The organism is Trichococcus sp. K1Tr, assembly GCF_028309625.1.
Classification (GTDB): Bacteria; Bacillota; Bacilli; order Lactobacillales; family Aerococcaceae; genus Trichococcus.
In genome coordinates this window covers 1-25,785 of record NZ_JAQMHR010000010.1, presented here as the reverse complement: position 1 = coordinate 25,785, position 25,785 = coordinate 1, and the positions used below count along the sequence as shown (strand labels likewise).

The following is a 25,785-nucleotide window of genomic DNA, read 5'->3' as shown; positions in this document are numbered from 1 at the left end:
TGTGGACAGACTCTAAAAAAGTGTCTGTCCACATGGTCCATTTTAGTATGAGAGCATTAATTGGTCGACTGGAAGTATACCATCAGATGAGTGCATTTTGTTGCCATTGATTATATTTTATCAATAAAAATTCAGCCACAAAAAAGAGAATGGAGGTTGATTCGAAAAGATTATTAGGATCAGCGGTCAAGGGCACTTTCGAATTGTAAATGTAAATATTCTCTGTACTCAATTTTGTCATGGATGAGTTTTTTAACTTTGTGATCGCAATTGTTTTTACATTTCTGTTTTTCAGTTTTTTAGCTATTTTTTCGATTGATTCTGAGTCCCCACTCAAAGTGATTAAGATGACGACATCATCTTCGGTTATCAAATTGTAGAATTCTTCATTGATATAGATGGCATCAAAATTATAAACGAGGACACCGCTATGCAAAAAAAGCATTTTGATATAATTGCAAACAAGTTTTTGGATGTCTCCTGAACCATAAATAAAGATACGGCCCGCTGTTGAGATGAGTTCACATATAGCAGAAAAATCTTTCTGCTTTAAATTGTTGATTGTAAATGTATGATTTTCTAAAATGATATCTTCAGACTGAGAAAAAATTGAAGAGACGGAATCTGTTTCCTGTTTGAGTGCATACTTGAATTCGGAAAAACCAGAAAATCCCAATTTTTGACTGAATCTCATGATGGTGGTTCTCGAAACGCTGCAGGCATTGGCTACATCATTAATGGTCATGGTACGTACTGCGTTTTTATTCTTCAAAACATAAGCCCAAATCGAGTGATCTGTTTCGGACAATTCGTCAAAAACTTCATTGATTTTTTCTTCTAGCAATGGAGCCCCTCCTTCTATTACAGAACCAAGTATAACGATTGAGTAAGCGTTTTACAAGCTGGACGTTGTGAATAGTCACACTGTTTTGTGATAAAAATTTATATACTGTGAAGTCCTCCTATTTCATTGGAACCCCTTACTATATCTGGGGTGAACTGTTAAACTACTTGTAAATAAAGCGCTTTATTTAAAAATAAAAAGATGGTGGTGAACTTCATTTTATGATGAAGAAAGTTCAGCGATTTGGGGGAGCTATGCTAGCTCCAGTTATGCTTTTCTCTTTTTCGGGTGTCATTGTTGGTTTGGCGATTTTGTTCCAAAATGAACAAATCATGGGTCAAATCGCCCACGAGGGAACATTTTGGTGGAAATTCTGGAATCTTATCGCGGCGGGCGGATGGACAGTCTTTTTCCAATTACCGCTTTTATTTGTAGTAGGCTTGCCTATCGGACTCGCGAAAAAGCATTCCGGAAGAGCCGCAATGGAAGCTTTGGTTGCCTATTTGACATTTAACTATTTTATCAACGCGTTACTGACGTATTGGCCAACCACATTCATGGCGGACATTATGCAGGATGTGGGCGGATCAAGTGGTCTGGCTATGATTGCCGGTATCAAAAGTCTGGATACAGGTATGGTAGGAGCCTTGTTAGTATCCGGAATCACTGTGTATTTACATAATAAATATTTTGAACAGCCTTTGCCAGAAGTCCTATCCATATTCAGCGGTTCTGTTTTTGTAACGATGCTTGCCTTTTTTGCCATGATTCCGGTAGCCGTCCTGATGGCTTTTGTTTGGCCAGTCATACAGGAAGGCGTGAGATCCTTACAAGGATTTTTCATTAATTCAGGCAACCTCGGAGTTTGGGTATACTCATTCCTTGAAAAAATATTGATACCAACGGGAATGCATCATTTTATCTATTCCCCGTTTGCCTATGATAACGCAGTAGTTCAAGGGGGAATGGCTGCATACTGGGCATCACATATTGGAGAGTTTCAAACATCCGCTCAAAGCCTAAAAGAAATGTACCCAATGGGCGGATTTGCACTATCCGGGATGTCGAAAATATTCGGATCAATCGGGTTAAGCGCAGCTATCATTAAAGCGGCTAAGCCTGAAAAAAGGAAGACAGTAATCGCGCTTATGGTTCCGGCGGCATTAACGGCTATATTGACCGGTATCACCGAACCGATTGAGTTTACGTTCCTATTCTTGGCTCCTTCATTATTTTTGATCCATGCTTTATTATCAGCAACTTTAGCAACTTCCGCATATGCTTTAGGTGTTGTAGGGGATTTTGGTGGCGGAATCATCAACTTCACAACGCTTAATTGGCTGCCCCTGTGGAAATTTCACGGAAATACCTATGTCGCTCAGATTTTAATTGGCTTGCTCTTTTCAGTCATTTGGTATTTAACATTCACCTTTATGATCAAAAAATTCGATCTGAAGACACCAGGGCGTGAAGAGACAGAAGAGGTCGGTCAACTATATACCAAAAAAGATTATTTGCAGAAAAAGGGCGAAAAAGGCAGCAGACATTCGCACCAAGCAGCCTCTTATTTAGAATTGTTGGGCGGAAAAGACAACGTGGTGGAAGTAACGAATTGTGCTACTCGCTTAAGATTGACAGTCAAAGACCCTAAAAAAGTGGGGACAGTACAAGAATTCCAGCAAACCGGTGCACATGGTTTAGTGAATGACGGAAAAGGTGCAATTCAAGTAATTGTCGGGCTGACAGTTCCGATGGTTCGAGAGTCATTTGAAAATTTATTATACAACGAGGAGTAACGGAATATGTCGAAAAAAGAAAGTTCAATTTTGATCGCAGGTGGAGGGAGTACGTACACTCCCGCTCTAGTAGTAATGTTGTTGGAAAGCTTGGATAAATTACCGCTAAGGAAACTGAAGCTTTACGATAATGATGAAGAAAGACAAAAAACAGTAGCGGAAGCATGTAAAATTATCATAGATGAAAGAGCTCCGGGAGTTGAGTTTTCCTATACCACAGATCCAGAAGAAGCTTTCACGGACGTCGATATCGTAATGGCGCAACTGAGAGTAGGAAAATATGCCTTAAGGGAACAAGATGAAAAAATACCATTCAAGCACGGCGTTGTTGGGCAGGAAACGTGTGGTCCTGGTGGAATTGCGTATGGCTTAAGATCCCTTGGGCCGATAATTGAGCTTGTTGATTATATGGAAAAATATTCTCCTGCTGCTTGGATGTTAAACTATTCAAATCCCGCTGCAATCGTAGCTGAAGGCACGAGACGATTTAGACCAAATTCACGGATCATCAATATTTGTGATATGCCAGTCTGTTTGGAAGACATCATGGCTAGAGTGATCGGCTTGAAGGATCGAAAAGACTTTGAAACTTCCTACTTTGGCCTAAACCACTTCGGATGGTGGACCAAAATCGTGGACCATGAGGGTATGGATCTAATGCCAAAAATAAGTGACCACGTAAAAAGGCAAGGCTATACCGAAAATACTCAAAAAGGGCAGCATAAGGAAGAAAGCTGGTTAGAAACCATGCGGGCCGCGAAGGAACTGCATGAAATCGAGCCGGAATTCCTGCCAAACACTTATTTGAAATACTATTTGATGGCTGATTCAACCGTTGAACATGCGAATAAGGAGTATACACGTGCCAATGAAATTATCGACGGCCGTGAAAAGGATGTATTCAGTGAATGCAGACGTATAACTGAAAATGGTACTGCCAAGGATACTTCCTTCAAATCAAATGAACATGCTTCGTTCATTACAGATTTAGCTTGCGCCTTAACCTTTAACACAAAAGAACGCATGATTCTGATTACCGAAAATCGGGGAGCGATTGCAAACTTTGCCTATGATGCTATGGTCGAACTGCCTTGCATCGTCGGTAAAGACGGATACGAACCAATTTCAATGGGGGATATCCCAACATTTGAAAAAGGGCTGATGGAACAGCAGATCGCTTCAGAGAAACTCGCAGTGGATGCATGGGAACAAGGTTCTTACTTGAAGCTTTGGCAATCGTTGGCAATGAATAAAACGGTCCCAAGCATAGATGTTGCAAAAGACATTTTGGATGATTTGATCATAGCGAATAAAGAGTTCTGGCCGGAATTGAAATAGGCTGATTATTTTTTGGCCCTACTCATCCAGCGCGTATATAAAATAAGAGGGCCTGAGCAATTATGCTCAGGCCTGTTTTGAGAAGTGGAGTAAAATGAAATTAATCAACTATTTCAGAGGTATCTATCTGTCCCAATATATATTAATGGCAGGATTGATGACCCAGATTGTGCCTTATTTGACGCATCTTGGATATGATTCCATTCAAAGAGGCTGGTTATTAGCCTCGTACAGTTTTACAACAATCTTTTTTCAAGTTTATGTGGGCTATTTGTGCGATAAAAAAAAGCGCGTCAAAATGTTTTATGTAGCGGTCATCGTTGGCCTGGCAATATTTTCGTCCCTATTTTTCCTTATCACAAAACGTATTTTCTTTTTACACCTCATTTTGCTCGCCTTAGCAGGTGGCTTATGCAATACATCGGCAGCAGTCGTTGATAACTGGGTCATCAGCAACAAAAATGCACGAAGCCATTTCTCTGGCATTAAAGCAGTGGGTTCTCTAGGTTGGGGAATAAGCAGCATACTCTTGCCTCTGCTTGTATCAGGAACACACTTTGCGATGCTGGCGTACATCATCAGCGGAATTGCTTTGTTGCTTCTTTTTCTATCATCCAGGATTAAAGAAGACGATGCGAGGAACGAAATCCATTCGGCGGAAATCAGCAAAGAAGATGTCATAAAACTTGTCCGGAACAATCAGTACGTTGCTTTTACATTTGTTTTCTTTCTGATTTATCTGACGATAGTGGCTAACAACACATTGATCATCGATAAAATACTGTCGTTTCCGACAGGTTACCGTTTTGTGGGAATGAAATGGGCGATTCAGTCGTTTTGTGAAGTGCCAGCCTATTTTTTGTTAAATCGCTTCAGTAGGAAAGTAAAAAATGAAATGCTCATCTATCTGGCCTGCCTTGCTTTATTTGTCCAGTTTGGGATCTATTATTTCGCAGCTACCGTGGAGATAATCGTGGTGGCCAGTTTTCTGCAAATTTTTACGGTACCCTTATTTAGTCTCGGCAGCCGGATGATGATTCATAAAGTTACACCGGAGAAGTTGTTATCTACGGGTCAATTGTTGTCAATAAGCTTTTATATGGGTGTGGCTTCCTTCATTTCGCCGCTGCTGTCAGGATGTATCAGTAATCTGATACATATAAATGCAGCAATTGTAACGTTTACCATTTTTCCTGTATGTGCAGTACTTGTATTGAAAACGGCGTCCTTAAAGCAATCGGTAATAAAGCAGGGACATGGCGCATAAAGGGGTAGTTGGATCTGCGGATGCAGGTTCTCAGCTACTCTTTTTTATTTTGCATTTTTATCGGGGTAAGGGTTTCGTTATAGTAAGCAAAACGTGGTTTCGTGGTGATAGGGTTTTTCCTGGTTCTGTTTTCGGAAAAAGCCGACAACGGCAATTAATTGTTGCAAAATTGACAAAGCTATATCGGTTTCATCTGTATAAAAAAACTTTCATTTAGCGTATAATGGAAGTATTAGAATCGTAGGAGTGTGCAAAGTGAGAGGGATTTTCATCACAATCGAAGGGCCGGATGGCTCAGGGAAGACAACCGCGTTGCAGCAAGTAGTGCCGCGTCTGCAACAAGAGATGAACCGCAAAGTAGTAGCGACGAGAGAACCGGGTGGAAGCCCGATCGCGGAAAAGATCCGCTCGTTGATACTGGATCCTTCGCATACGGACATGGATTCTAGGACAGAAGCTTTATTGTATGCGGCAAGCCGCCGCCAGCATCTGATCGAAAAGGTGTTGCCCGTTTTGGAAAGTGGAGACGTCATTTTTTGTGATCGTTTTGTCGATAGTTCAATCGCTTATCAAGGCTACGCAAGAGGCATCGGTGAAGAGGGTATCCGCGAAATCAACCAATTCGCAACAGAAGGCCTCGAACCGGATGTGACGTTGTACATCGATGTCCCGGCAGAAGTAGGCATTCAAAGAATCCATGCGAATCTGGACGAACGGGAATATAACCGTTTGGACCAGGAAAAGCTCGATTTCCATGAAAAAGTCCGAGCTGGCTATCTGCAATTGGCGAAGGCTAATCCGGAACGGATAGTGGTCGTCGATGGGACGATGAGCCGTGAAGCTGTAGCGGAAGCTTGCTATCACATCATCAAAAACAGATATCCAAGCTATTTTTAGGGCAAGATCCTTTGCCAAGCATCACTGATCAGCCTTTTCAACATACAGAAAGTGGGGATTTGTTATGAAATTAATTATGGCTATAATTCAAGATAAAGACAGTGCTATCCTGTCCGATGAGTTGGTGGAAGCGAACGTCCGTGCTACGAAATTGCCTTCTACAGGCGGTTTTCTGCGCGCCGGCAATACCACCTTCATGATCGGTGTGGAAGACGAACGGGTTGATGAAGTATTGCAGATCATCAAAACTAACTGCGAAGCGCGCGAGCAGTTCGTAGCGACACCAGTAAGCATGGATGTGCCGTTGGACAACGCAATCGCCTATCCGATGGAAGTGCATGTAGGCGGAGCGACCGTGTTTGTTTTACCAGTAGATAGTTTTCACAGATTCTGATGACAAAGGAAAGGATGGATGGTGTGACACAGCTTTTGATGAGGCAACAACCGGAACTGCTCGAAAGGTTCCAACGGACAATTCAGGAAAAACGGCTGGTCCATGCCTACTTGTTTGAAGGGGCACGTGGAACCGGCAAAGAAGAATTGGCGCGTTGGATAGCCCAGACACTCTTTTGCGAGGAGTTGCAGGATGGTCAGCCTTGCGGACACTGCAATCATTGCCTGCGGATTGCGGCGGGCGAATTTCCCGATATGGCGGAAATCAGGCCGGATGGCAACACCATCAAAGTCAACCAAGTACGCGAACTGAAGGCCGAGCTTTCCAAAAGCGGGATGGAGGGCAGCCGCAAGGTCTATCTGATTTATGACGCCGAAAAAATGACGGTCAGCGCTTCGAACAGTCTGCTTACGTTCTTGGAGGAGCCGCAGAACGATACGTACCTGATTCTGATGACCACGGCCAAGGAAAATATCCTGCCGACCATCCGCTCACGTTGCCAAATCGTCCATTTCCAGGTCATCAACAAGCAGATTTTAGGGGAAACCTTGGAGGCACAGGGGATAAAGCATGAAAATGCGGCTTTGTTGGCGGCCATCACCAATAACCAAGAAGCAGCTTTGTTGCTGAACCAAGAGGAAAGCTTCCACGAATCCAAGAAGCGGACGTGGGCTTGGTTCCAACTGATGACCGATAAAAATCCCCAAGCATTTGTGTTTGTGCAGACCGACTTGATGGACGGGCTGAAGGACAAAAATGATGGGCACTTCTTTTTGGACTTGCTATTATTCTATTACCGTGATTTACTGTATACCAAGTACAGCAATAAGCAAGCTATCGTCAACAAAAATCACGGAAAAGAGTACGAGCGTATTGCAGAAAAACTGCATCCTCAGGAAATCACCCGGCATATGGAAAATATCCTCAATGGAAAGAAACATCTGGAAGCAAATGTTCAGCTCCAAGGGGTACTGGAAGAAATCGCGCTCGGGAATAGCCTATAGATAAAGCTTCTGGAGGAGAAAGAAAATGAAAAACGTAATTGGTGTTCGTTTTATGCCTGTCGGGCCCATCTCTTATTATGAAGCAGGCCAGACAAAGTACAGAATGGACGAAAAATTGATCATAAATAATGGGAATGCTGTCGATATTGGCCAAGTCGTCATTGTCGATAAAAAAAGCAATGAAGAAGGCGGCATCCTTTCGCATAAAAACATCATCCGCGTTGCGACCGAAAAGGACCTCGAGCAGGATGAAAAAAATCGCGCGGAGGCGAAAGAAGCCTTTGCCGTGTGCAAGACGAAAATGAAACAGCTGAAATTGGAGATGAAACTGATCAAAGCGGAATACACTTTTGATCGCAGTCGTTTGACTTTCCATTTCAGTTCGGAAGGCCGAATCGATTTTCGGGAATTGGTCCGCGAGTTGGCGGCTGTTTTCCGCACGCGGATCGAATTGCATCAGATCGGTGTCCGTGATGAGGCCAAGATTCTTGGAGGAATCGGACCTTGCGGAAGAACGCTCTGCTGCTCGACTTTCTTGGGCGACTTTGTGCCGGTTTCGATCAAGATGGCGAAGGATCAAGGTTTGTCCTTGAATCCTACCAAAATATCCGGTTTGTGCGGCCGTTTGATGTGCTGCCTGAATTATGAGAACGATACGTATGTCTCCCTCAGAAAAGCGATGCCTGATTACGGGCAAGAAGTGATGACACCCGAGGGTAAGGGGAAAGTTGTGGAATTGAATGTGCTCAGTCAAGTCGTCAAAGTGCGTCTGTTCGAGCACAACAAAACGGTTGAGTTTGCCAGTTCAGAGTTATAGGATTTAAGGATCTGCACGATAAGATTGAAAAATAAGTATGGAAAATGCGAGTGGATAAAATGGATAAACGTGCCTTGTATGACCAATTCCATCGGGTGGAAAGCCGTATTTCATCGATGGGAGCAGATGTTAAAGAGATTCAAGAGAAGATGGATGACCTGATAGAAGAGAACGCAAATCTTCAAATCGAGAACCAGCATCTGCGTGATCGGATCGATTTCCTTACGAAGGAAAAAGAAGATGCGCAGAAGCAAGAGCCAGAAATGTCGAAGTCCCGTCTGAATTTACAGAAGCTGTACGAGGATGGTTTTCATGTCTGCAATGTTTATTATGGTTCCCGCCGTCTTAATGATGAGCCCTGTGTTTTCTGTATCGATGTCATCTACGGCGAAAGAGATCGGAAAAACTGAAAGTATGCCGCAACTGCGGATACTGTCAACAATTGATGGATGTATGACTGGCAGAGGCGGGGACAGAAGTCCTGGCCTCTGTTTTGAGGATAAATGTAATGGCTATGCGGGCTGAGGCTTATTTCAGTTGCTGCATGTTTGATGATATATATACAAAGGGGAATAGGAATGGAAAATGTATTGAAGGAAGGCGAACGGTTGGATGTGCTGAAACGGGAAAACATCCAGATCATCCAAAGTTCAGCCGTGTTCTCTTTTTCGCTGGATGCGGTGCTGTTGGCTGATTTCGCGGAATTGCCGCGCGTGAAGCCGGCAAAGATAGTCGATCTCTGCGCCGGGAACGGGGCAGTCTCGTTTCTGTTGACAGGAAAAACCAAGAATCCGATCGTCGGGGTGGAACTGCAGGATCGGTTGGTGGATATGGCCCGCAGGACAGTCCAACTGAACAGGTTGGAGGAGAAGGTTTCCTTCCTGCACGCGGATGTGAACGAGGTGACCCGCTTCATCAAACCGGATTCCGTCGACGTCATCACCTGCAACCCGCCCTACTTCAAGCTGACCGAATCGAGTTTCACGAATGAATTGGATGCTTTTGCGATCGCGCGGCACGAAATCCATCTGACGCTGGGCCAATTGATGAAACAGACGAGCCATCTGCTGAAGATGAAAGGCAAGGCTTATTTCGTCCATCGCCCGGATCGTTTGATGGAGATCCTGGAAACGATGCGCAACAACCGGATTGCGCCCAAAAAGCTGCAGTTCATCTACCCGAAACAGAACAAGGAAGCGAACATGATCCTGATCGAAGGCATCAAGGACGGCAAAGAGGACGGTTTCCGTGTGCTGCCGCCGCTCGTTGTGTACAATGAAGAAGGGGAATACAGCCAGAAGGTAAAGGATGTCCTCTATGGCGAGCAGTGAGCACTACTTTTATGTGCTGCTTTGCGGAGATGATTCTTTTTATGCCGGCTATACGACGGACACGCTTCGGCGCGAACAGGAGCACAATAAAGGCATAGGCAGCAAATATACCAAGGCGCGCCGCCCTGTCCAAATGATCTATAAGGAAGTCTTCGGTTCCAGAACGGAAGCGACCAAAGCGGAGGCGGCATTCAAGAAGCTGAGCCGCAAGCAGAAAGAGAATTTTTTGAAGGTGCGCGGGGTCAGCGTATCCAGCTCTGAACCGGGCGGGATTTAGCGGGTTATCAGAGCCACCAAAATGAATCGAAATCAGAGGAGAACAAAGATGCAACTGCAAAAAAGTTATGAACAGCACGAGAGCGGAACGCTTTATTTAGTGCCGACACCGATCGGCAATCTGGAAGATATGACCTTCCGTGCCATAAAGATACTGCGCGAAGTGGATCTGATCGCGGCTGAGGACACGCGCAATACGCGGAAACTGTTGACGCATTTCGAAGTGGACACTCCCCAGATCAGCTTTCACGAACACAATACCCAGGAGCGCATTCCGCAATTGGTGGAAAGACTACTCGGCGGGCAATCCATCGCCCAAGTGAGCGATGCGGGGATGCCTTCGATCAGCGATCCGGGCCATGATTTGGTGCGCGCCTGCATCAACGCAAACGTGCCGGTTGTGCCGTTGCCTGGAGCCAATGCCGGTGTGACCGCATTGATCGCTTCCGGATTGGCACCGCAGCCGTTTTACTTTTTCGGCTTCCTTGAGCGCAAGAAGAAAGACCAAGTGGCCCAGTTGGAGTCGTTGAAGAACAGGGAAGAAACGATGATTTTCTATGAATCGCCTTATCGGCTGAAGGAGCTGCTCAAAAATATCGCAACCGTGATGGGTGAAGGGCGCCAAGTCGTCATCTGCCGCGAATTGACGAAACGCTTTGAGGAGTTCATCCGGGGTTCGGCGGAAGAATTGGCTGCTTGGGCCGAAGAAACGGAAATCCGAGGGGAAATCTGCCTGATGATAGCCGGCAATGACAACCCGGAAATGCCGGTTGAACAGACATTTGATGATCTCAGCGTCGCCGAATTGGTTGAGAAGCTGATGACGGAACAGGGGCTATCCTCCAAAGATGCGATCAAAGAGACCGCAAAAATCAGGAATCTGAAGAAACAGGAAGTGTATCAAGCTTTCCACGGCTTTTAAACAGGAGGGATGACCGTTGCTATTCTATTTATTGAGCGCATTCTCGTTTGGCGGGGGTCTGAAGCTCCGATCGATGGGGAGAAGCAGGCAATTCCAAAGCTACTTGCTGGTTGCAGCGCTGTTTTTCCTTTTTGTGGGAATGCTGCAGGGAAACGACTCGCCCCAAGTGGCGTGGATCCGTTACGCGGTGATGCTTTTCCGTGTTTTGTTCGGCTTGATTTCACCGTTCGCTTTCCTTTTTTTTGGCCTTGCGCTTGTCTTCAATGGGGTGCTGTTGCTCAAAAAAGAGGGCTGGGCCAAACGGTACGGCCTGCTGGTCGCGGTGGGCGCCTTCATTTTGTTGATGGATCTGCTGTTCCTGCTGAATTATTTTGTGTTCCATCATTACCTGATCTGGCGCTTCATGCGCTTGATGGGCTACTTCATCATCTATTTCGGTGTGGTGCTGATTTTGTTTTTCATCGCGACAGCCTTTTACGGCCTCATTCCGGTTGCCCTCGATAAAGATTTCGTCATTGTCCTGGGAGCGGGTTTGCTTCCGGGCGGGGGCATCAGTCCGCTGTTGCAGAGACGGTTGGACAGAGCGATCCGGTTTTTCCGGCATCAGACAGAGCGCACGCAAAAGCGACCCTGCCGTCTGATTGTGAGTGGAGGGCAAGGGGTGGACGAACCTTTTTCTGAAGCCTATGCTATGAAACGGTATCTTATGGAGAACGGCATACCGGAGGAAGTGATCCTTGAGGAAGACCAGTCCGTCAATACGTACCAGAATTTTCTTTACTCCAAGGGCATCATGGACGCGTACAAAAAAAGCTACAAATGCCTCTTCATCACTAACAACTTCCATGTTGTCCGCAGCAGTCTCTACGCCCACCGTGTGGGATTGGAAACGGACGGCTTGGGTGCCTGGACGCCGCTCTATTTTCTGCCATATGCGTTTCTGCGCGAATTCATCGCACTCATCTTTCTGCAGATCAAAGGGCAAACGCTGTTGCTGGCGCTCGTGCTCGTGTTTGGATTGTGGAGAATCTATTTGTGATATGAATGCATCGATCCACCGGTTTTGACGCAAACTAGATTTGACGCGCAAAAAAAGGGCTGTAACAAACCAGAATAGGGTTTTCTGGTTTATTACAGCCCTTTTTTGTATGGGAATTTAATTTATGCTCAGAGAAAACCCGCCAAAACCGATTTGGCGGGGAAAAACGCCCTCGGACAACACGAGATTCCCCGTCAAAACCACCTTGGCGGGGAAAAACGTCCTCGAACAACATGAGATTCCCCGTCAAAACCATTTTGGCGGGGAAATCCGCCACGAATTCGAACACCCAACCGCAAAGAAGAGGCTGCCTCGTTTTTTCGAGACAGCCTCTTTCTCTCGTTTAAAGCAATCCTTCTGATATCAATTGCTTCAAGCCATGATAGACACCTTCGTCATCATTGGAAGGCGTTGTGTAGTTTGCCACGCCCTTGGCTTTGGGCAACGCGTTAGCCATTGCGAAGGAGTAGGGTCTGTTGGAAAGCATCGAGATATCATTTTCGCTATCGCCAAAAACCGCCACTTCTTCGTTGGAAATGCCAAGTTTTTCCAGTAAGGTATCCAAGGCTTTGCCTTTGTTGATGCCTTTTTTGGTGATTTCAAGTTTCCTTTCATCAGAAAAGACCAGTTCGTACTCGCCGTGCAGACCCAAATGGGGCAATGACTGTGTCACGGCCTCCATGAAATGCGGGTCTTGGCTGATTGAAATTTTGTTGCAGGAAGCTGGTGCTTCGTTCAGATCAAGAATCAGTTTTTGTTCAGGATAGCCGTCGCGCATATCGCATAACCAACTATACATGCCGCTGGCCCATGGATAATCGTCCGGCAGTCTCATTTCGCCGCGGATTTTCTTCTTTAAGGCATACAGTGAATCCGGCAAATAGGTGTACAGGCCGGCATCTTGGGAGAATTGGATCTCAACATTGAATGTGCGGAATACGGATGTGACTCTTTGGATGTCTTCTGAATCCATTATCCCCAATCTTTCCCTGGTTTGAGAATGGAAATCATAAATGGAGCTGCCGTTCACATCGATCAAATAACCTTGATGGGAATCCATCTTCAGTTTTAGGGCATCCGGCATCAGACGCAAGTAACTTCTCCCGCTTGCCAATACCAGCGTGATGCCTTTTTGCTGGAGTGACAGGAGGAGTTCCTGGGTTTTGGGACTGATGGCATGGTCAGCAGTCAGTAGTGTGCCGTCCATGTCGCAGACGATTGCTTTAATGGGCATTATCTATCCACCTCTATTTTTGTTGTCGAAAGAATTTCGCGTATGGTGTCGATTGATTCTATATTTGTATGCTCATCATGGTAGAGATACGATAAATAGATGATATCCACTACTGTGAGATAAAGCAATCTGGCTGAAAGCGCCTCGGACTGAAAAATGGATTCTTCTGTTTCGACTACGATGCTGACGTCACTCAAGCGATTCAAGACACCTGGCGGATTCCCTGTCAGACAAATGATCTTGGCTTTATTATGAGCCGCTACTTCCGCTAATTTGATTGTTTCCGCCGTTTTTCCTGAGTGCGAGAAAAGGAAGACGCAATCATTTTCCGTTAATTTGGAAGTGTGCATCAGCTGCATATGATAATCCGAAACATAGTTCACGGGGATGGCGGTTCTTAAGAACTTGTGGTAGGCATCGAGCGCGATGACTGCGGAGGCGCCCAAGCCAAAGAAATGAAGCGCTTTCGAATTCACGATAATATCCAGAGCTTCTTGCAGTGCTTCCCCTGATAATTTACTCATTAAGCTTTGCAGCATAATTTGTGAGGACTGAATGACCTTTTTAGAAATATCGCTCGGAGTATCCGAAGCGGTAATATCGGTAAATACGGCTAACTGGTGCGTGCGTTCTTCAGACATACGATAGTTTGATGCGACACTGATTTTGAAATCCTGGAAGCCTTTGAAGCCTATTCTTTTCACGAATTTAAAAATCGTCGACTCTGAAAAATCCGTTTCTTCGGCAAGATTGGACAATGTTTTGTTCACTAAGTCCATACCCAAGCTCACGAAATAATCGGCAATCTTTAATTCAGTAGCTGAAAAAGTTTCGTAGTGCGGCTTCAGAATCATTTGGATATAATTTTTTGACATATATGAACACCTCCTTGGGGATAGTATAGCATAATCGCGATTAGTAATAAATATTTTTTATTTTGGCTTTACAAAGTAAAAAATATTTATTATAATCAGGATAGAAATTACGAAAACGATTACAAGTATTGGTTGAGTGGGCATAATGTTTTACAAGTGGAGGGGTAAAGAAAAATGACTCAAGAAAATAAGATAGCCATCGTCAATTCAAGCAGTTTTGGAAAGATGTTCGACACGCATGTGGCCAGACTGGAAAAAATCGGACAGGTCGATCGTTTCGATTTTGATAGTTCTATTGAAGGAAAACAACTAGCTGAATCATTAATAGGGTATAATATTATTATCGCGAGTGTAACACCATTTTTCACTAGCGAGTTTTTTGAGCATAAGGATGAACTTAAGCTGATCACACGTCATGGAATCGGGTACAACAATATAGACCTGGAAGCTGCCAAAGCGCATGGTACGATTGTCGCGATTGTCCCACCTCTGATTGAGCGCGACGCAGTTGCAGAAAATAATGTTACAAATTTACTTGCATTGATGCGGCGCACAACTGAGTCGGCCCAGGAAGTCAAAAATGATGGCTGGGAAAATCGAGCGCGGTTTATTGGAAACGGTTTATGCGGGAAAACGGTAGGCGTTATCGGTGTCGGCAATATCGGCAGTCGAGCCGTCGAAATCCTGCACTATGGGTTCAGATGTGAAGTGTTGGGGGTCGACCCGAACAAGACCGCCTTGGAAATCGAGATTTTCGGCGGCAAGAAAGTCGAATTGGACGAACTTCTGGAGCGGGCCGAGGTCATTTGCCTCTGCGCAAGCCTGAATGAAACGAACTACCATCTGATTTCCAAAGAAGCCATTGCGAAAATGAAGGACGGTGTCTACATATCCAACACGGCTCGTGGGGCACTGGTGGATGAAGCGGCAATCATCGAAGCGATCCAAACCGGGAAACTGCGCGGATATGCAACAGATGTACTGGAAGTTGAACCGGGACACAGCGACCATCCTTTCCTGGAGTATCCGAATATCATTTTGACCCCGCACACGTCTGCGTACACAATGGAGTGCTTGGAAGGTATGGGAGACAAATGTGTTTCTGACTGTGAAGCGATAGTGGAAGGGAGGATGCCACAACGTGTAGTGCAACCAGTAAGCCCCTATATTACAGAATGAGAGAGGTGTATAAAGTTGGATACAGCTGTAAATGTAAAAGTTGGCCCGCAATTTTATAAGTATGGGCAAGGTGCCATGGAAGTGATCCCTGACATATTGAACGAATACGGTTCGAAACGCGTGCTGCTTGTTCATGGCACGATTTCATGGGAGAAAGCAAGACCATATCTGGAATTTCTGGATGAGGAATTCACAATCCAATACGAAAAATACAACGGTGAGTGCAGCTACAATGAAGCAAACCGATTGGCCAAACTAGTCGATGATGGTGATTTTGACTTCATCATCGGCGTCGGCGGAGGAAAACTGTGTGATCTGGTGTACTACGTCGGCTCATTGACGAAAAAACCGTTTGGTGTCGTTCCGACGTTGGCCAGCAATTGTGCACCCTGGGCTCCCTTATCCGTAATGTACAAAGATAACGGACTCGCTGAAGGCAAAACAGAACATTACAAAAGACAGGCAGCATTTCTGATCACTGATCCAACGTTGGTCATCGATGCGCCGATTAAATTCTTTATTGCAGGAATCGCGGATACTTTAGCCAAGTGGTATGAATCCGATATGATATTGGAGCAGCCGCAGTTTCAAGCGAATAATTTCTTGATGCTTGCGCGGCATTCGGCAAGAATCTGCAAGAATGTCCTCGCTGAAGATGGTCTGAAGGCTATCGAAGATATGCGCAATGGGGATGCATCCACGGAATTTATCAAGGTATCGGAAGTCATATTCGGTGTTGCTGGATTGGTTGGGGGATTCGGAGATAAATACGCCCGTAATACTGCCGCCCATGCCATTCATGATGCAATATCAGCGTATCTGCCGGGAGTCCACAAATACCTGCATGGTGAAAAAGTGGCCTATGGCATTTTCTACCAATTGGCTCTGGAAGGCAAATGGCAAGTGATTGACGAGTTGATTCCGATGTATGAAGCTCTAAGTTTACCGAAATCATTAACTGAAATGGGCGAGTATCCTTTGCAGGAAGAGGAACTCAACAAAATCGTCGAACTGGTCAACAAAAAGCAAAAAGTGCATTTGTTGCCGATGACGATCAATGAAGCAGTCTTGAAAAAAGCAATAATAGATTTAGAAAAATACATAAATACGGAGGTATAGACAATGGAAAATATTACCGCAATGCAAAGTTTGATAATTGCACTTTGGGTAGGGGCAGTCATGTCACGTGCATTTTTAGGTGGAGCGACATTAACGTTACGTTTTTCTCCTTTGATGACAGGTTTGGTAGCAGGTATTGTGATGGGAGACGTTCAACAAGCAATGATCATCACAGCAGCGATTCAGCTGATTTATATGGGGGTTTTCTCTCCAGGGGGAACAATGCCTTCTGAGAACCATCAATTGCGGCAGCGATCGCGGTGCCGGTTGCTTTGATGGGTAACATGCAGCCTGAAGCAGCGATAGCTGTAGCTGTGCCGGTAGGTTTATTGGGTGCTTATCTGTACCAATTCAGATTTTTCATCAATACGTTTTTGGGTAAATACACCGATAAAGCCGTAGAAGACTTGAATGACGGCGGAATCGTAAGATCGATCATCCTTTATCCGACAATCGCTTCTTTCTTGTTATTTGTACCGTTAGTGTTCATTGCCTTGTTCTACGGAGCGCCCGTTATTGCGGATGTCATCACTGCGCTTGAAGGTACGGTTGTGTTCCATATTCTTACAGTTGTCGGTGGCGGTCTAGCAGCTATCGGTATTGCAACAACGATTTATGTTATCGGCCGTAAAGACTACATGGTTTTCTTCCTGTTAGCATACTTGATGAGTGTCGTGTTGGCGTCCTTGTCAATCACAATGGTGACGTATGCGATCATCGGTGCTCTAATTGCAGCCATTTTCGTACTGGCTAAAGGACAGGGTGCAAAAGCAGCTCCTGCTTCCGCTGGCAGTGCAGCGTTTGATGATGACGATGATGACGATTTCTAAAAAGCAGGCAAATTGAAAGGAAGATGAAAAAATGATAAACGCTAATCTAGATGCTAAAGAAAAAAATATGTTAGCACCAGAAGAAATAACCGCTAAAGATGTTACGAAAACCTATTTACGCTGGCACTTTGCAAACGAAATCCCTCACTCATTCGAACGTTACTTAGCTCCTTCGCTCCTCTATGCGATGATGCCGATTCTGCGCAAGCTGTACAAAGATGAAGATCAATTAAGAGCTGCCTACAAACGCCAATTGCTGTTCTTCAATACGCAACTGTCATGGGGCGGCGGCGTCATCACAGGGCTGATGTCCTCGATGGAACAAGAACGTGCCAAAGAAGTTGTGAACGGCGAAGAAGTTACTATGACTGACGACCTGATGTACAATACTAAAGCAGGTTTGATGGGCGCTTTGGCAGGGATCGGTGATTCGATCGACTCGGGAACGGTACAATACATTTTCATCGCTATCGCTGTTCCTTGGGCGCAAATGGGTAGCCCAATCGGCGCCTTGTTCCCATTCATCGCTTTTGCTCTTTACCAAGTATTGTTGGGTGTATTCTTTGCACGAAGCGCATTCAAGACAGGTAAAAATGCAACAGGTGTTATGCATAGTGCTGGAATTCAGACGGTTATCGAAATGTTGTCTATCCTAGGGATGTTCATGATGGGGATTTTGGCCGGAAATTATGTTAAAGTGTCATCAAGCTTAGAATTTGCAATCTCCGGACGACCATTTGTCCTTCAGGAAATGTTGGATAAGATCATGCCAGGTATGTTGCCGCTGGCTGTTGTTCTGGGCGTATACTTCTACTACATCAAAAAAGGTCTGAAAGTAACGCGTGCGTTGGTAGGGTTGACGCTGATTCTGATTGTTCTGGCTGGCATAGGTCTTCTGTAAAAAGGTGATTAAGAAAGGGAAGTGTGAAAAATGGGAGTAGTAAATTTAGCGCGTGTAGATGAGAGACTGATCCATGGTCAAGTTATGTTGACATTGTCTCAAAGGGATGGCGTCAATTCAATCTTTGTAGTTGATGATGTTGTTGCCAAAGATAAATTCATGAAAGACTTGTACAAAAGTGCGGGCAGCCGTACCGGGCAAAAAACAATTGTCATGACGGAAGAAAAGTGCAAATTCTATTGGGACGAGTTCAAATTCAAAGAGTATAGCGCTATTTTGATCACGAAAACAGTTACTGGAATTTATAATCTGGCCAAACATGGTGTTCCGATCAAGGATCTGAACATCGGCGGAATCGCCAAAAAAGGTGATGATGATATTTTGGTCACTAAATCAGTATATCTGAACAAAGCGGATGCGTTGAAATTAAAAGAGTTAAATGAAGAATACGGCGTTGAAAACATCTATTTCCAAGCAACGCCATCTTCTGCAAGTTCCAGCTTAGCGGATGTGTTAAAGCAATTCGGTTTATAAAATAATTCCTGGCGGGAAAGCAGTTATTGCGAAATAGCTGCTTTTCTCAATCGGGAAAATAGTGACCAAAATGACAGGTGGCAGATACTATGCAGCAAAATGAAAAATTTAAAGATTGGCTATTTCGATATCAGTCTTTTTATCGTGTACGTCGTACTGATAAAAGCAAGCGGCGGTTCCTCTCGGCATTGGTGGCGGACATTTCGGACATGCGAGAAGATGTGCAGGTGATCGAGTATAATCGCCACAAAAAATATGCATCAAGGAACGTCTACGTTGGCGATATCGAAAAAGCGGATCGGATCATTTGCACGTATTATGACACGCCAATCCAACATTTTGGTCCTTATGTTTTATTTGATCGGGAAGCACAGGAAAAACGGACAACCAGTTTCATTGTAGTCAGTTCGGTCCTATTAATTCTGTTAGGTATTGCCGGAACGTTCTTTTATATGCAAAACGCATCCGGTGCGGTTGACTTGCTTTCTGTTCGCACCTTGTTTATCGCTCTTGCTTATGGTGTCTTCTTCTACTTGCTGGGCAAGATTGCGAAGGGATCAGCAAACCGAAAGACGTTGATCCGAAATACTTCGTCTGTCCTTGCTATGTTGGCAATGATAAGTGAAGCAAAGGGAGAGAAAACAGCTTTCGCTTTTGTGGATGAAGGCAGTTTTGGAGAAAGTGGTCTAGAAGCAATGCTTACCCCTGGAAATAAGAAAGCAAAGATTTTCTTTTTGGATTGCGTAGGCGCAGATGCGCCGCTGCATGTTATCGGGAATGATGTTTCTAAGACGAAATTGTCGGAATTTAGTATTAATCATCGGTCGTCAGACGAAAAGATCACTTATATCTTCAGTGCAAAAACCTCAGAAAATGAGCAAAAAACGCAATTTTATCTGGATAAAGCGGATTTGGATCAAAAGAATTTAAATATGGAAAATATTACAAAAGTTGTGGAATTGTGCAGATAGGCACTGGGCCTTTCCGTAACCAAGGAGGATTATCAATGTTAGGGATCGTTATTGCAACACATGGTACGTTAAGTGATGGGCTTAAAAATTCAGCAGAAGTGATCTTTGGGCCGACTAATAATATCACAACGGCGAACTTGAACCTGGGAGACGACGTACAGGCATTAGGCGCAACAATTAAAGAAGCTATCCATGAAGTAAACCAAGGTGAAGGGGTCATCGTATTTGTTGACCTAGTAAGCGCCAGCCCGTACAATCAATCGGTTCTTGTGACAAATAGTTTAGAGAAAGAACTGCAAGATTCTGTTTACATCATTGGCGGGGTAAACCTTCCGATGCTGTTGGAAGGGATCAACCATCAATTGATCGGGACGCCGGTAAAAGAAGCTGCCGAAGCTGTGATTGCTCAAGGGAAGAACAGCATCAGTGATTGGCATGTATCCATGATTGCAGACGAAGATGATGATGAGGACGATGACGCTTTTTAAGAAAAAGAAAATGAACCCTATAGAATGGACACTAAAAAAGTGTCCTCTATAGGGTTCGTTTTTGTTTACTTTTCAGCAGAATCTAAAAACCTGCCCCCTGTATATTACAGGGAGCAGGTTTTGTTGAGCACTATTCGGCTTTTTTGTTCTGATTCACCATCAAATCACGGATTTCTTTCAGGTAAAGTTCAACAACAGGTACTTCGGCTTCCACTTCCACTGGTTCTTCCTCAGGCATTTTGCGTTTGAGTTTGTTGATTACTTTGATCATCAGGAAGAGGACAAGTGCGATCAACAAGAAGTTCAGTAAGGCTTGCAGGAAATTACCGTACGTGAAGTCTGCTTGTCCGATTTTGAATGAAAGGCCGGTCAAGTCTGCATTGCCGGTTATGGCTACGATTATCGGTGTGATGATATCTTTTACTAATGAATTGACGATTGCTGTAAATGCACCCCCGATGACAACCCCGACGGCAAGATCAAGCACGTTCCCACGCATGATGAATGTTTTAAATTCTTTCCACATATTTTTCACCTCCGTTTAAGATAATTATATTTCAACTTCAGTGAGATAGCAAAAAATAGTGCACCAGCGGATAATGTTTTATGTTTTTCTAGCGACCGACCAGTTTGACGTAGGCGGTGATCGGATAATCCTCGGTCGGTAGGGTGCTTTCTTTCCCTTGCGCCAATTCGGCTAACAGATAGCCGATGAGCGGGCCGGAAGTCAATCCGGATGAACCGAGCCCGCTTGCCGCGAAGCAGTTTTGCAGTCCCGGGACACTGCCGAAGAAGGGGCTGAAGTCTGAAGTGTAGGCCCTTGTGCCGACACGGATATCCATTGTTGCCGCTTCTTTCAGATTGGGAAGCCAAGTGAGGGCTTGTTCCAACATCGGATCCGTAACGGAAGCGTCAGGCTGCAGGTCATAACCTTTGTCGTTTTCATGGCTTGCGCCGATGACTGTTTTCCCGTGGCCGAACGGAAGCAGGTCGATTTCGCCTTGGGGCATGATGACCGGGTAGTCTTGCGGATTGTTGTCTTCATTTTTTTGGAGGACGACAAGTTGACCTTTTTGCCCGCGGACATCGACCGTGTACCCGAGCGGCTGGAGGAGTTGGGGCAGCCAAGCACCGGCCGCCAGGATGACCGCGTCGAATTTTTGCGGTCCTCCGTCCGGCGTCAGGACGGACAAGGTGCCGTCGTTACCCTTGGCGAGGGAGACGGTCCCTTTGTGGATGCTGCCTCCGAATCGGGTTGTCGCCTGCAGCAACGTCTTCGTCAATTCCCGGCCGTCCACGCGGGCACCACCGCCCACGTAAAGGGCTTGTTCGACATTAGTGAGAGGCGGAAAGGCCTTTTGGAGTTCGGCTCCCTTCAGGATAGTGACGCTGCCGATCAGAGGCGCCTGCTCGCGTCGTTCCAGTGCACGGTCGTGGACCTCCTGGATATACTTGGCGGATCGTCCCAGGATCAGGGCGCCGCAACGTGCGTAGGCATCCGTCTTCAAGCCGTCGGAAGCCAAGTCTGCCAACAGCTTGTCATAAAAAGCCGCTCCTTCTGAGACGAGGCGGTACCATTTTTTGTTGCGGCGTCTGGACAGCCAAGGGCAAATGATCCCTGCCGCCGCGGCTGTTGCTTGGCCGGTGCCGCTGTCGAACACGCTGACGCTGTGGCCGGCTTTTGCCAAGTAGTAACTGGCGGTGGCGCCGACGATGCCGCCACCGATTACTGCAATCTTCTTTTGCATGGTTGGAACCCTTCTTTCTCCGGTAGCCGGTTGTTGCATTCTGGACAGAAAAAGCCGGGAACGGTGTCCCGGCTCTAAATATTTTTGATGAGGATCCCTTTTAGGATCTGATTTGGCCTTCGCCGTAGATGATGTATTTGTAGGAAGTCAATTCCTTCAATCCCATCGGTCCGCGGGCATGGAGTTTTTGCGTGCTGATGCCGATTTCTCCGCCGAAGCCGAAACAACCGCCGTCCGTGAAGCGAGAAGAGGCGTTGATGTAGACTGCCGCTGCATCGATATCGTTCAGGAAGTTCTGTGCTGTTTGGTAATGATCGGTGACGATCACTTCGGAATGGCCTGTGCTGTATTTCTGGATATGCGCGATGGCATCGTCATAAGAAGAGACCACCTTCACAGCCAAAATGAAATCCGAGAATTCGGCAGCGAAATCTTCCTCTGTTGCTGGAATAGCTTCAGGCAAGATGCTGCAGGTCTTCGCATCGCCGCGCAATTCCACTTTATAAGGCGCCAAAGCTTCCGCAAAAACGGGCAGGAAAGCATCCGCAACTGCTTCGTGGACAACCAACGTCTCGATGGAATTGCAGACGGAAGGGCGGGAACATTTCGCGTTGACCAGAATGCGCGTAGCCATTTCCAATTCGGCATTCTTATCGATGTACAGGTGGCAATTACCGACCCCGGTTTCGATGACAGGCACTGTCGCGTTTTTCAGTACGTTCTGGATCAGTCCGGCTCCTCCGCGAGGGATTAGGCAATCCAGATAGTCATTCAGTTTCATGAATTCGCTGGCCAGTTCGCGGGACGGATCAGGGATCAGTTGCAACGTTTCCTTGGCGAAACCGGCGTCCACGAGTCCGGCTTGTAATGCGGTCATGATGGCTTTGTTGGATTCCAATGCTTCTTTTCCACCGCGCAGGATGACGGCATTGCCCGATTTGAAGCAAAGGGCGCTCGCGTCCGCCGTGACGTTTGGACGCGATTCATAAATGATTCCGATGACGCCAAGCGGAACACGCTGCTTGCCGATCATCAAACCATCGGCAGATTTCGTCATTTCCTCAACGTAGCCGATCGGATCAGGCAGTTGAGCGATTTCCTTGAAACTGTCCGCCATCCCTTTGATCCGTTGCGGATTCAAAGTCAAACGTTCGATCATCGGCGTCGGCAAGCCATTAACCTCGGCTGCTGCGATGTCATTCGCATTGGCTGCCAGGATGGCATCTTGATGCGTGTAAAGGGCAGCTTCCATGGCCAAAAGTCCCTCATTTTTTTGTTTGGTTGATGCTTTCCTCAGGCTGTTGGCTGCGGCTTTCGCGGCAATGCCCATTTCTTGCAATAAACTGTTCATCGAATATCCTCCTCTATTTGTCTTCCCTCACAAAATAGGTTCCAATTTCTTTACCGGCCAGTATATCGAACAATACGGTCGGGTCTGTGGCTTGCGTCAATACCATTTGTTGCTTGTTCTTCAGGATGCGTTTGGCAGCTTTCAATTTTGTTGCCATGCCGCCGGTCCCGAATTTCGAACCGTTCCCGCCAGCCAAAGCCATTTCCTTGGCCGTGACGGCATGAATGGTGTGGAAGAGGACGGCATCCGGATGTGCCATCGGATTTTTATCATAAAAACCTGGGACATCGGAAAGCATGACCAGCAGGTCGGCGGAGATGATCTCCGCAACAGTTGCAGAAAGGCGATCGTTATCCCCGAATTTTGTCAGGTGATCCAGTTCTTCAACGGAGACAGCGTCATTCTCATTCACGATCGGGATGATGCCCATTTTCAACAACTGTTCGAAGGCGTTTACGGCATTCCTGCGGCTCTCCGGGAACTGCACGATATCCAAGGTCATGAGTATTTGCCCCACAATCTGGTTATAGTGCGAGAAAAAGCGGGTGTAGAGGTTCATCAGCTCGGATTGCCCCACAGAAGCGACGGCTTGTTGTTCCGGGATGGTTTTCGGACGATGCGGCAGGTTAAGGCGGTTGAGCCCGACTCCGATTGCGCCGGATGACACCAAGACAATTTCTTTGCCTTGATTGCGCAAAACAGTCAAGACATAAGCAAGCCGGTCGAAAGTTTGGTAGTTGACGGATCCATCGGCCAGCATCAAAGAACTTGTGCCGATTTTGATGACGATCCTTTTGCAGTCCAATATTTTGTTGCGAATAGGTTCCATGTGCACATCCCCGTTTACGATTTGATTTTTTTCATCTATAGAGAGAATAGTTTTTTTATGTGTTGCAGAGCTCGCATCCAGCGAGGTATTACTTCATATAGTATCATGGAATGGCGAAAAAATTAAGGTATAGCAAAAAAAAGCTGCCTGAAGTTATCAGGCAGCCCTAAAGGAGTTGCTCTTTACTTTGGAGGAGTAAAGAAATTAAAAAAAGATTGTTTGTGATTGGCCTACAGTCATAGTAAATCTCAAGTATGAAGAAACTATGAAGATTATTTTATGAAATGGATAAGATTTTTTGCTGCGGCCGTCAGATGAGTCCGAATGTACGGAAAGCCTGATGCAGGCCATCTTCATCCACCGAACCCGTGACATGGTCCGCGACAGCCTTCAATTCTTCTTTGGCATTCCCCATGGCGATCCCGACCGCACAATAGTCGAACATCTCCAAATCGTTCAAGCCATCTCCGATTGCGATCGTCCTCTCTTTGGGTAGACCTAGGTGTGTCAACAACGCTTCGATGGCAGTCGCTTTGTGTATACCCGGAACCATCAGTTCGCCGCTTTCATCCCCAAACTGAGGCACGGTGCACTGTATCGTGTCAAAGACGTTTTCGAATTCCTCCTTGATCTGTGCGAAAGAAAGTTTGTCGCTCTGAAGGAAACAGGCTTTATTGACATCAGTCTTATACAGATCCTCTTCACCGTAGATCAATCCCTCGATAAAGGGATGAGGATTCTCTTCCTTGCGTCTGCGGGCATCCGGATCGTTGTCGATATCCCCGTAAATGCAGCGTTCCACATGCGGCAGGAAATTCTTGCTGGCGAACAGACCGCCATTTGACTCCAAGTAAAAGTCAATGCTGTGCTGATCAAAGAAATCCACCATCCGCCTGACTTCGCTGGCGGGTACTGTCTTGTGGTACAACATTCCGTCACGCAACTCAACGAAGCCGCCGCCAGCACCGATGATGCCGTCAAAGCCGATTTCCATTATGAAATCATAGATTTCGGGTTTTGACCGGCCGGTGCACAAATAAATTTCGTGCCCATTCAAGCGGGCTTGTCTGCATGCGTCCGCAGCGGATGCGGGAACCCAGCCATCATCCGTCACCAAAGTACCATCAATATCCAAAAAAATAATTTTTTTATCCAATCACTACACTCGCTTTCTGCCCTTAAATGTGGCTGTCCAATATTAAAGTCTACTATATAATGGAATGAGAATTAATGCCAGCAGAAGAGACTGCTCAGAGCCTTTATTTTTGAATAATTAGTAATCAGTCATAAATAAGCTGAAAAAATCGTTGACAGCATTCGGCTGCGATGATAGTATATAGAAGTTGTCCGCCAGAATCGGCTTTGAAATGATTTGAAAAAATTGTTGACATGCGATTTAGAGCGTGATATTATATAAAAGTTGCTGATCCACGCATCTGCAAGCCGATATTGCTTCTGAAAAACTTTCAGAAAAGGCTTGACGGAGAGTCGGAGCCGTGATATTATAAATAAGCAATCACGTAACACGTGATACACGATTGGCCTTTGAAAACTGAATAAAGAATGAACGAACCAAATGTGCAAGGAGCTTAGACTTCGGTCGAAGCAAACGAAGACGATACTTAGTATCGCAAACATAAAGTCAGCAAGAAATTAAGAGCTATCAGCTTAACATGTAGGATTTCTGTACAAGAGTCCACATTTACATGAGAGTTTGATCCTGGCTCAGGACGAACGCTGGCGGCGTGCCTAATACATGCAAGTCGAACGGTCTTTTCTATGGAAGCTTGCTTCCACTGAG

General features: G+C 45.7%; 26 protein-coding genes, 1 rRNA gene and 1 pseudogene. 20 read left to right on the top strand and 8 right to left on the bottom strand.

The features are described 5' to 3' along the window. Positions 1–82: 82 nt before the first annotated feature. Entirely contained in the window at positions 83–844 is a 762-nt protein-coding gene (locus tag PH235_RS12790; protein ID WP_272162711.1) for a MurR/RpiR family transcriptional regulator, read from the bottom strand. A 221-nt stretch (positions 845–1,065) separates the two neighbouring features. On the opposite strand from PH235_RS12790, the gene PH235_RS12785 reads away from it, so the two are divergent. The 12 genes from PH235_RS12785 (at position 1,066) to PH235_RS12730 (ending at position 11,925) form a co-directional block, all read left to right on the top strand. Continuing rightward, on the top strand, positions 1,066–2,640 hold the full coding sequence (locus tag PH235_RS12785) for an alpha-glucoside-specific PTS transporter subunit IIBC (protein ID WP_272162710.1): 1,575 nt from the start codon (positions 1,066–1,068) through the stop codon (positions 2,638–2,640). A 6-nt stretch (positions 2,641–2,646) separates the two neighbouring features. Continuing rightward, the gene (locus PH235_RS12780; protein WP_272162709.1) at positions 2,647–3,978 is read left to right on the top strand and encodes a 6-phospho-alpha-glucosidase; all 1,332 of its coding nucleotides are present in this window, start codon (positions 2,647–2,649) and stop codon (positions 3,976–3,978) included. A gap of 94 nt (positions 3,979–4,072) precedes the next feature. Continuing rightward, positions 4,073–5,245, top strand: a complete 1,173-nt coding sequence (locus tag PH235_RS12775; RefSeq protein WP_272162708.1) for an MFS transporter — start codon at positions 4,073–4,075, stop codon at positions 5,243–5,245. Between the two features lie 255 nt (positions 5,246–5,500). Then, positions 5,501–6,142, top strand: a complete 642-nt coding sequence (gene tmk, locus PH235_RS12770; RefSeq protein WP_272162707.1) for a dTMP kinase — start codon at positions 5,501–5,503, stop codon at positions 6,140–6,142. A gap of 64 nt (positions 6,143–6,206) precedes the next feature. Beyond that, positions 6,207–6,536 (top strand): cyclic-di-AMP receptor, encoded by a 330-nt coding sequence (locus PH235_RS12765; RefSeq protein ID WP_086630095.1) that lies wholly within the window; start codon positions 6,207–6,209, stop codon positions 6,534–6,536. Between the two features lie 23 nt (positions 6,537–6,559). Further along, positions 6,560–7,540: a DNA polymerase III subunit delta' gene (holB, locus tag PH235_RS12760; RefSeq protein ID WP_272162706.1), complete on the top strand. Its 981-nt coding sequence runs from the start codon at positions 6,560–6,562 to the stop codon at positions 7,538–7,540. Between the two features lie 25 nt (positions 7,541–7,565). Next, complete coding sequence (locus PH235_RS12755) at positions 7,566–8,357, top strand: PSP1 domain-containing protein (RefSeq protein ID WP_086630093.1); 792 nt, start codon at positions 7,566–7,568, stop codon at positions 8,355–8,357. Between the two features lie 59 nt (positions 8,358–8,416). Then, positions 8,417–8,767, top strand: coding sequence for a DNA replication initiation control protein YabA (locus tag PH235_RS12750; protein WP_068562380.1), 351 nt, complete (start codon positions 8,417–8,419; stop codon positions 8,765–8,767). A gap of 168 nt (positions 8,768–8,935) precedes the next feature. Then, complete coding sequence (locus PH235_RS12745; RefSeq protein WP_272162705.1) at positions 8,936–9,688, top strand: tRNA1(Val) (adenine(37)-N6)-methyltransferase; 753 nt, start codon at positions 8,936–8,938, stop codon at positions 9,686–9,688. Beyond that, positions 9,675–9,965: a GIY-YIG nuclease family protein gene (locus PH235_RS12740; RefSeq protein ID WP_272162704.1), complete on the top strand. Its 291-nt coding sequence runs from the start codon at positions 9,675–9,677 to the stop codon at positions 9,963–9,965. Before PH235_RS12745 ends, PH235_RS12740 begins: the two co-directional genes overlap by 14 nt. A gap of 48 nt (positions 9,966–10,013) precedes the next feature. Then, positions 10,014–10,886: a 16S rRNA (cytidine(1402)-2'-O)-methyltransferase gene (rsmI, locus tag PH235_RS12735; RefSeq protein ID WP_272162703.1), complete on the top strand. Its 873-nt coding sequence runs from the start codon at positions 10,014–10,016 to the stop codon at positions 10,884–10,886. 16 nt (positions 10,887–10,902) lie between these two features. Then, on the top strand, positions 10,903–11,925 hold the full coding sequence (locus PH235_RS12730) for a YdcF family protein (protein ID WP_272162702.1): 1,023 nt from the start codon (positions 10,903–10,905) through the stop codon (positions 11,923–11,925). A 343-nt stretch (positions 11,926–12,268) separates the two neighbouring features. On the opposite strand, the gene PH235_RS12725 is transcribed toward PH235_RS12730, so the two are convergent. Together PH235_RS12725 and PH235_RS12720 are read right to left on the bottom strand one after the other, a co-directional pair. Further along, on the bottom strand, positions 12,269–13,159 hold the full coding sequence (locus PH235_RS12725; protein ID WP_272162701.1) for an HAD family hydrolase: 891 nt from the start codon (positions 13,157–13,159) through the stop codon (positions 12,269–12,271). After that, positions 13,159–14,034, bottom strand: a complete 876-nt coding sequence (locus PH235_RS12720; protein WP_272162700.1) for a MurR/RpiR family transcriptional regulator — start codon at positions 14,032–14,034, stop codon at positions 13,159–13,161. Before PH235_RS12720 ends, PH235_RS12725 begins: the two co-directional genes overlap by 1 nt. 174 nt (positions 14,035–14,208) lie before the next feature. Here PH235_RS12720 and PH235_RS12715 point away from each other — a divergent pair, with 174 nt between their 5' ends. The 7 genes and pseudogenes from PH235_RS12715 (at position 14,209) to PH235_RS12685 (ending at position 20,056) form a co-directional block, all read left to right on the top strand. After that, entirely contained in the window at positions 14,209–15,213 is a 1,005-nt protein-coding gene (locus tag PH235_RS12715) for a D-isomer specific 2-hydroxyacid dehydrogenase family protein (RefSeq protein WP_272162699.1), read from the top strand. A gap of 15 nt (positions 15,214–15,228) precedes the next feature. After that, positions 15,229–16,332 (top strand): iron-containing alcohol dehydrogenase family protein, encoded by a 1,104-nt coding sequence (locus PH235_RS12710; RefSeq protein WP_272162698.1) that lies wholly within the window; start codon positions 15,229–15,231, stop codon positions 16,330–16,332. 3 nt (positions 16,333–16,335) lie between these two features. Next, positions 16,336–17,162: pseudogene (locus tag PH235_RS12705) on the top strand (PTS mannose/fructose/sorbose/N-acetylgalactosamine transporter subunit IIC). A 31-nt stretch (positions 17,163–17,193) separates the two neighbouring features. Beyond that, positions 17,194–18,063: a PTS system mannose/fructose/sorbose family transporter subunit IID gene (locus tag PH235_RS12700; RefSeq protein ID WP_272162697.1), complete on the top strand. Its 870-nt coding sequence runs from the start codon at positions 17,194–17,196 to the stop codon at positions 18,061–18,063. Positions 18,064–18,093: 30 nt separating this feature from the next. Beyond that, a complete protein-coding gene (locus tag PH235_RS12695) occupies positions 18,094–18,597 on the top strand; it encodes a PTS system mannose/fructose/N-acetylgalactosamine-transporter subunit IIB (RefSeq protein WP_272162696.1) in 504 nt (167 codons plus the stop codon). Positions 18,598–18,686: 89 nt separating this feature from the next. After that, positions 18,687–19,568: a hypothetical protein gene (locus PH235_RS12690; protein WP_272162695.1), complete on the top strand. Its 882-nt coding sequence runs from the start codon at positions 18,687–18,689 to the stop codon at positions 19,566–19,568. Between the two features lie 35 nt (positions 19,569–19,603). Beyond that, positions 19,604–20,056 (top strand): PTS sugar transporter subunit IIA, encoded by a 453-nt coding sequence (locus tag PH235_RS12685; protein ID WP_272162694.1) that lies wholly within the window; start codon positions 19,604–19,606, stop codon positions 20,054–20,056. A 130-nt stretch (positions 20,057–20,186) separates the two neighbouring features. Here the strand turns inward: PH235_RS12685 and mscL are convergent, their stop codons facing one another. The 5 genes from mscL to PH235_RS12660 form a co-directional block, all read right to left on the bottom strand. Then, entirely contained in the window at positions 20,187–20,582 is a 396-nt protein-coding gene (mscL, locus tag PH235_RS12680) for a large conductance mechanosensitive channel protein MscL (RefSeq protein WP_272162693.1), read from the bottom strand. A gap of 88 nt (positions 20,583–20,670) precedes the next feature. Continuing rightward, on the bottom strand, positions 20,671–21,804 hold the full coding sequence (locus tag PH235_RS12675; protein ID WP_272162692.1) for an NAD(P)/FAD-dependent oxidoreductase: 1,134 nt from the start codon (positions 21,802–21,804) through the stop codon (positions 20,671–20,673). Positions 21,805–21,904: 100 nt separating this feature from the next. Further along, on the bottom strand, positions 21,905–23,155 hold the full coding sequence (locus PH235_RS12670) for a glutamate-5-semialdehyde dehydrogenase (RefSeq protein ID WP_272162691.1): 1,251 nt from the start codon (positions 23,153–23,155) through the stop codon (positions 21,905–21,907). Between the two features lie 13 nt (positions 23,156–23,168). Continuing rightward, positions 23,169–23,975, bottom strand: a complete 807-nt coding sequence (proB, locus tag PH235_RS12665) for a glutamate 5-kinase (protein WP_443080888.1) — start codon at positions 23,973–23,975, stop codon at positions 23,169–23,171. Positions 23,976–24,294: 319 nt separating this feature from the next. Then, complete coding sequence (locus tag PH235_RS12660) at positions 24,295–25,140, bottom strand: Cof-type HAD-IIB family hydrolase (RefSeq protein ID WP_272162689.1); 846 nt, start codon at positions 25,138–25,140, stop codon at positions 24,295–24,297. A gap of 546 nt (positions 25,141–25,686) precedes the next feature. Here PH235_RS12660 and PH235_RS12655 point away from each other — a divergent pair. Beyond that, positions 25,687–25,785 (top strand): 16S ribosomal RNA (locus tag PH235_RS12655); the annotation flags it as partial.

Bases quoted from the DNA above. Each gene is read 5' to 3' on its own strand.
- PH235_RS12785 (WP_272162710.1), top strand. From the start codon at position 1,066: ATGATGAAGAAAGTTCAGCGATTTGGGGGAGCTATGCTAGCTCCAGTT.
- PH235_RS12780 (WP_272162709.1), top strand. From the start codon at position 2,647: ATGTCGAAAAAAGAAAGTTCAATTTTGATCGCAGGTGGAGGGAGTACG.
- PH235_RS12775 (WP_272162708.1), top strand. From the start codon at position 4,073: ATGAAATTAATCAACTATTTCAGAGGTATCTATCTGTCCCAATATATA.
- PH235_RS12765 (WP_086630095.1), top strand. From the start codon at position 6,207: ATGAAATTAATTATGGCTATAATTCAAGATAAAGACAGTGCTATCCTG.
- PH235_RS12755 (WP_086630093.1), top strand. From the start codon at position 7,566: ATGAAAAACGTAATTGGTGTTCGTTTTATGCCTGTCGGGCCCATCTCT.
- PH235_RS12750 (WP_068562380.1), top strand. From the start codon at position 8,417: ATGGATAAACGTGCCTTGTATGACCAATTCCATCGGGTGGAAAGCCGT.
- PH235_RS12745 (WP_272162705.1), top strand. From the start codon at position 8,936: ATGGAAAATGTATTGAAGGAAGGCGAACGGTTGGATGTGCTGAAACGG.
- PH235_RS12740 (WP_272162704.1), top strand. From the start codon at position 9,675: ATGGCGAGCAGTGAGCACTACTTTTATGTGCTGCTTTGCGGAGATGAT.
- rsmI (WP_272162703.1), top strand. From the start codon at position 10,014: ATGCAACTGCAAAAAAGTTATGAACAGCACGAGAGCGGAACGCTTTAT.
- PH235_RS12725 (WP_272162701.1), bottom strand. From the start codon at position 13,159: ATGCCCATTAAAGCAATCGTCTGCGACATGGACGGCACACTACTGACT.
- PH235_RS12720 (WP_272162700.1), bottom strand. From the start codon at position 14,034: ATGTCAAAAAATTATATCCAAATGATTCTGAAGCCGCACTACGAAACT.
- PH235_RS12715 (WP_272162699.1), top strand. From the start codon at position 14,209: ATGACTCAAGAAAATAAGATAGCCATCGTCAATTCAAGCAGTTTTGGA.
- PH235_RS12700 (WP_272162697.1), top strand. From the start codon at position 17,194: ATGATAAACGCTAATCTAGATGCTAAAGAAAAAAATATGTTAGCACCA.
- PH235_RS12695 (WP_272162696.1), top strand. From the start codon at position 18,094: ATGGGAGTAGTAAATTTAGCGCGTGTAGATGAGAGACTGATCCATGGT.
- PH235_RS12690 (WP_272162695.1), top strand. From the start codon at position 18,687: ATGCAGCAAAATGAAAAATTTAAAGATTGGCTATTTCGATATCAGTCT.
- PH235_RS12685 (WP_272162694.1), top strand. From the start codon at position 19,604: ATGTTAGGGATCGTTATTGCAACACATGGTACGTTAAGTGATGGGCTT.
- mscL (WP_272162693.1), bottom strand. From the start codon at position 20,582: ATGTGGAAAGAATTTAAAACATTCATCATGCGTGGGAACGTGCTTGAT.
- PH235_RS12675 (WP_272162692.1), bottom strand. From the start codon at position 21,804: ATGCAAAAGAAGATTGCAGTAATCGGTGGCGGCATCGTCGGCGCCACC.
- PH235_RS12670 (WP_272162691.1), bottom strand. From the start codon at position 23,155: ATGAACAGTTTATTGCAAGAAATGGGCATTGCCGCGAAAGCCGCAGCC.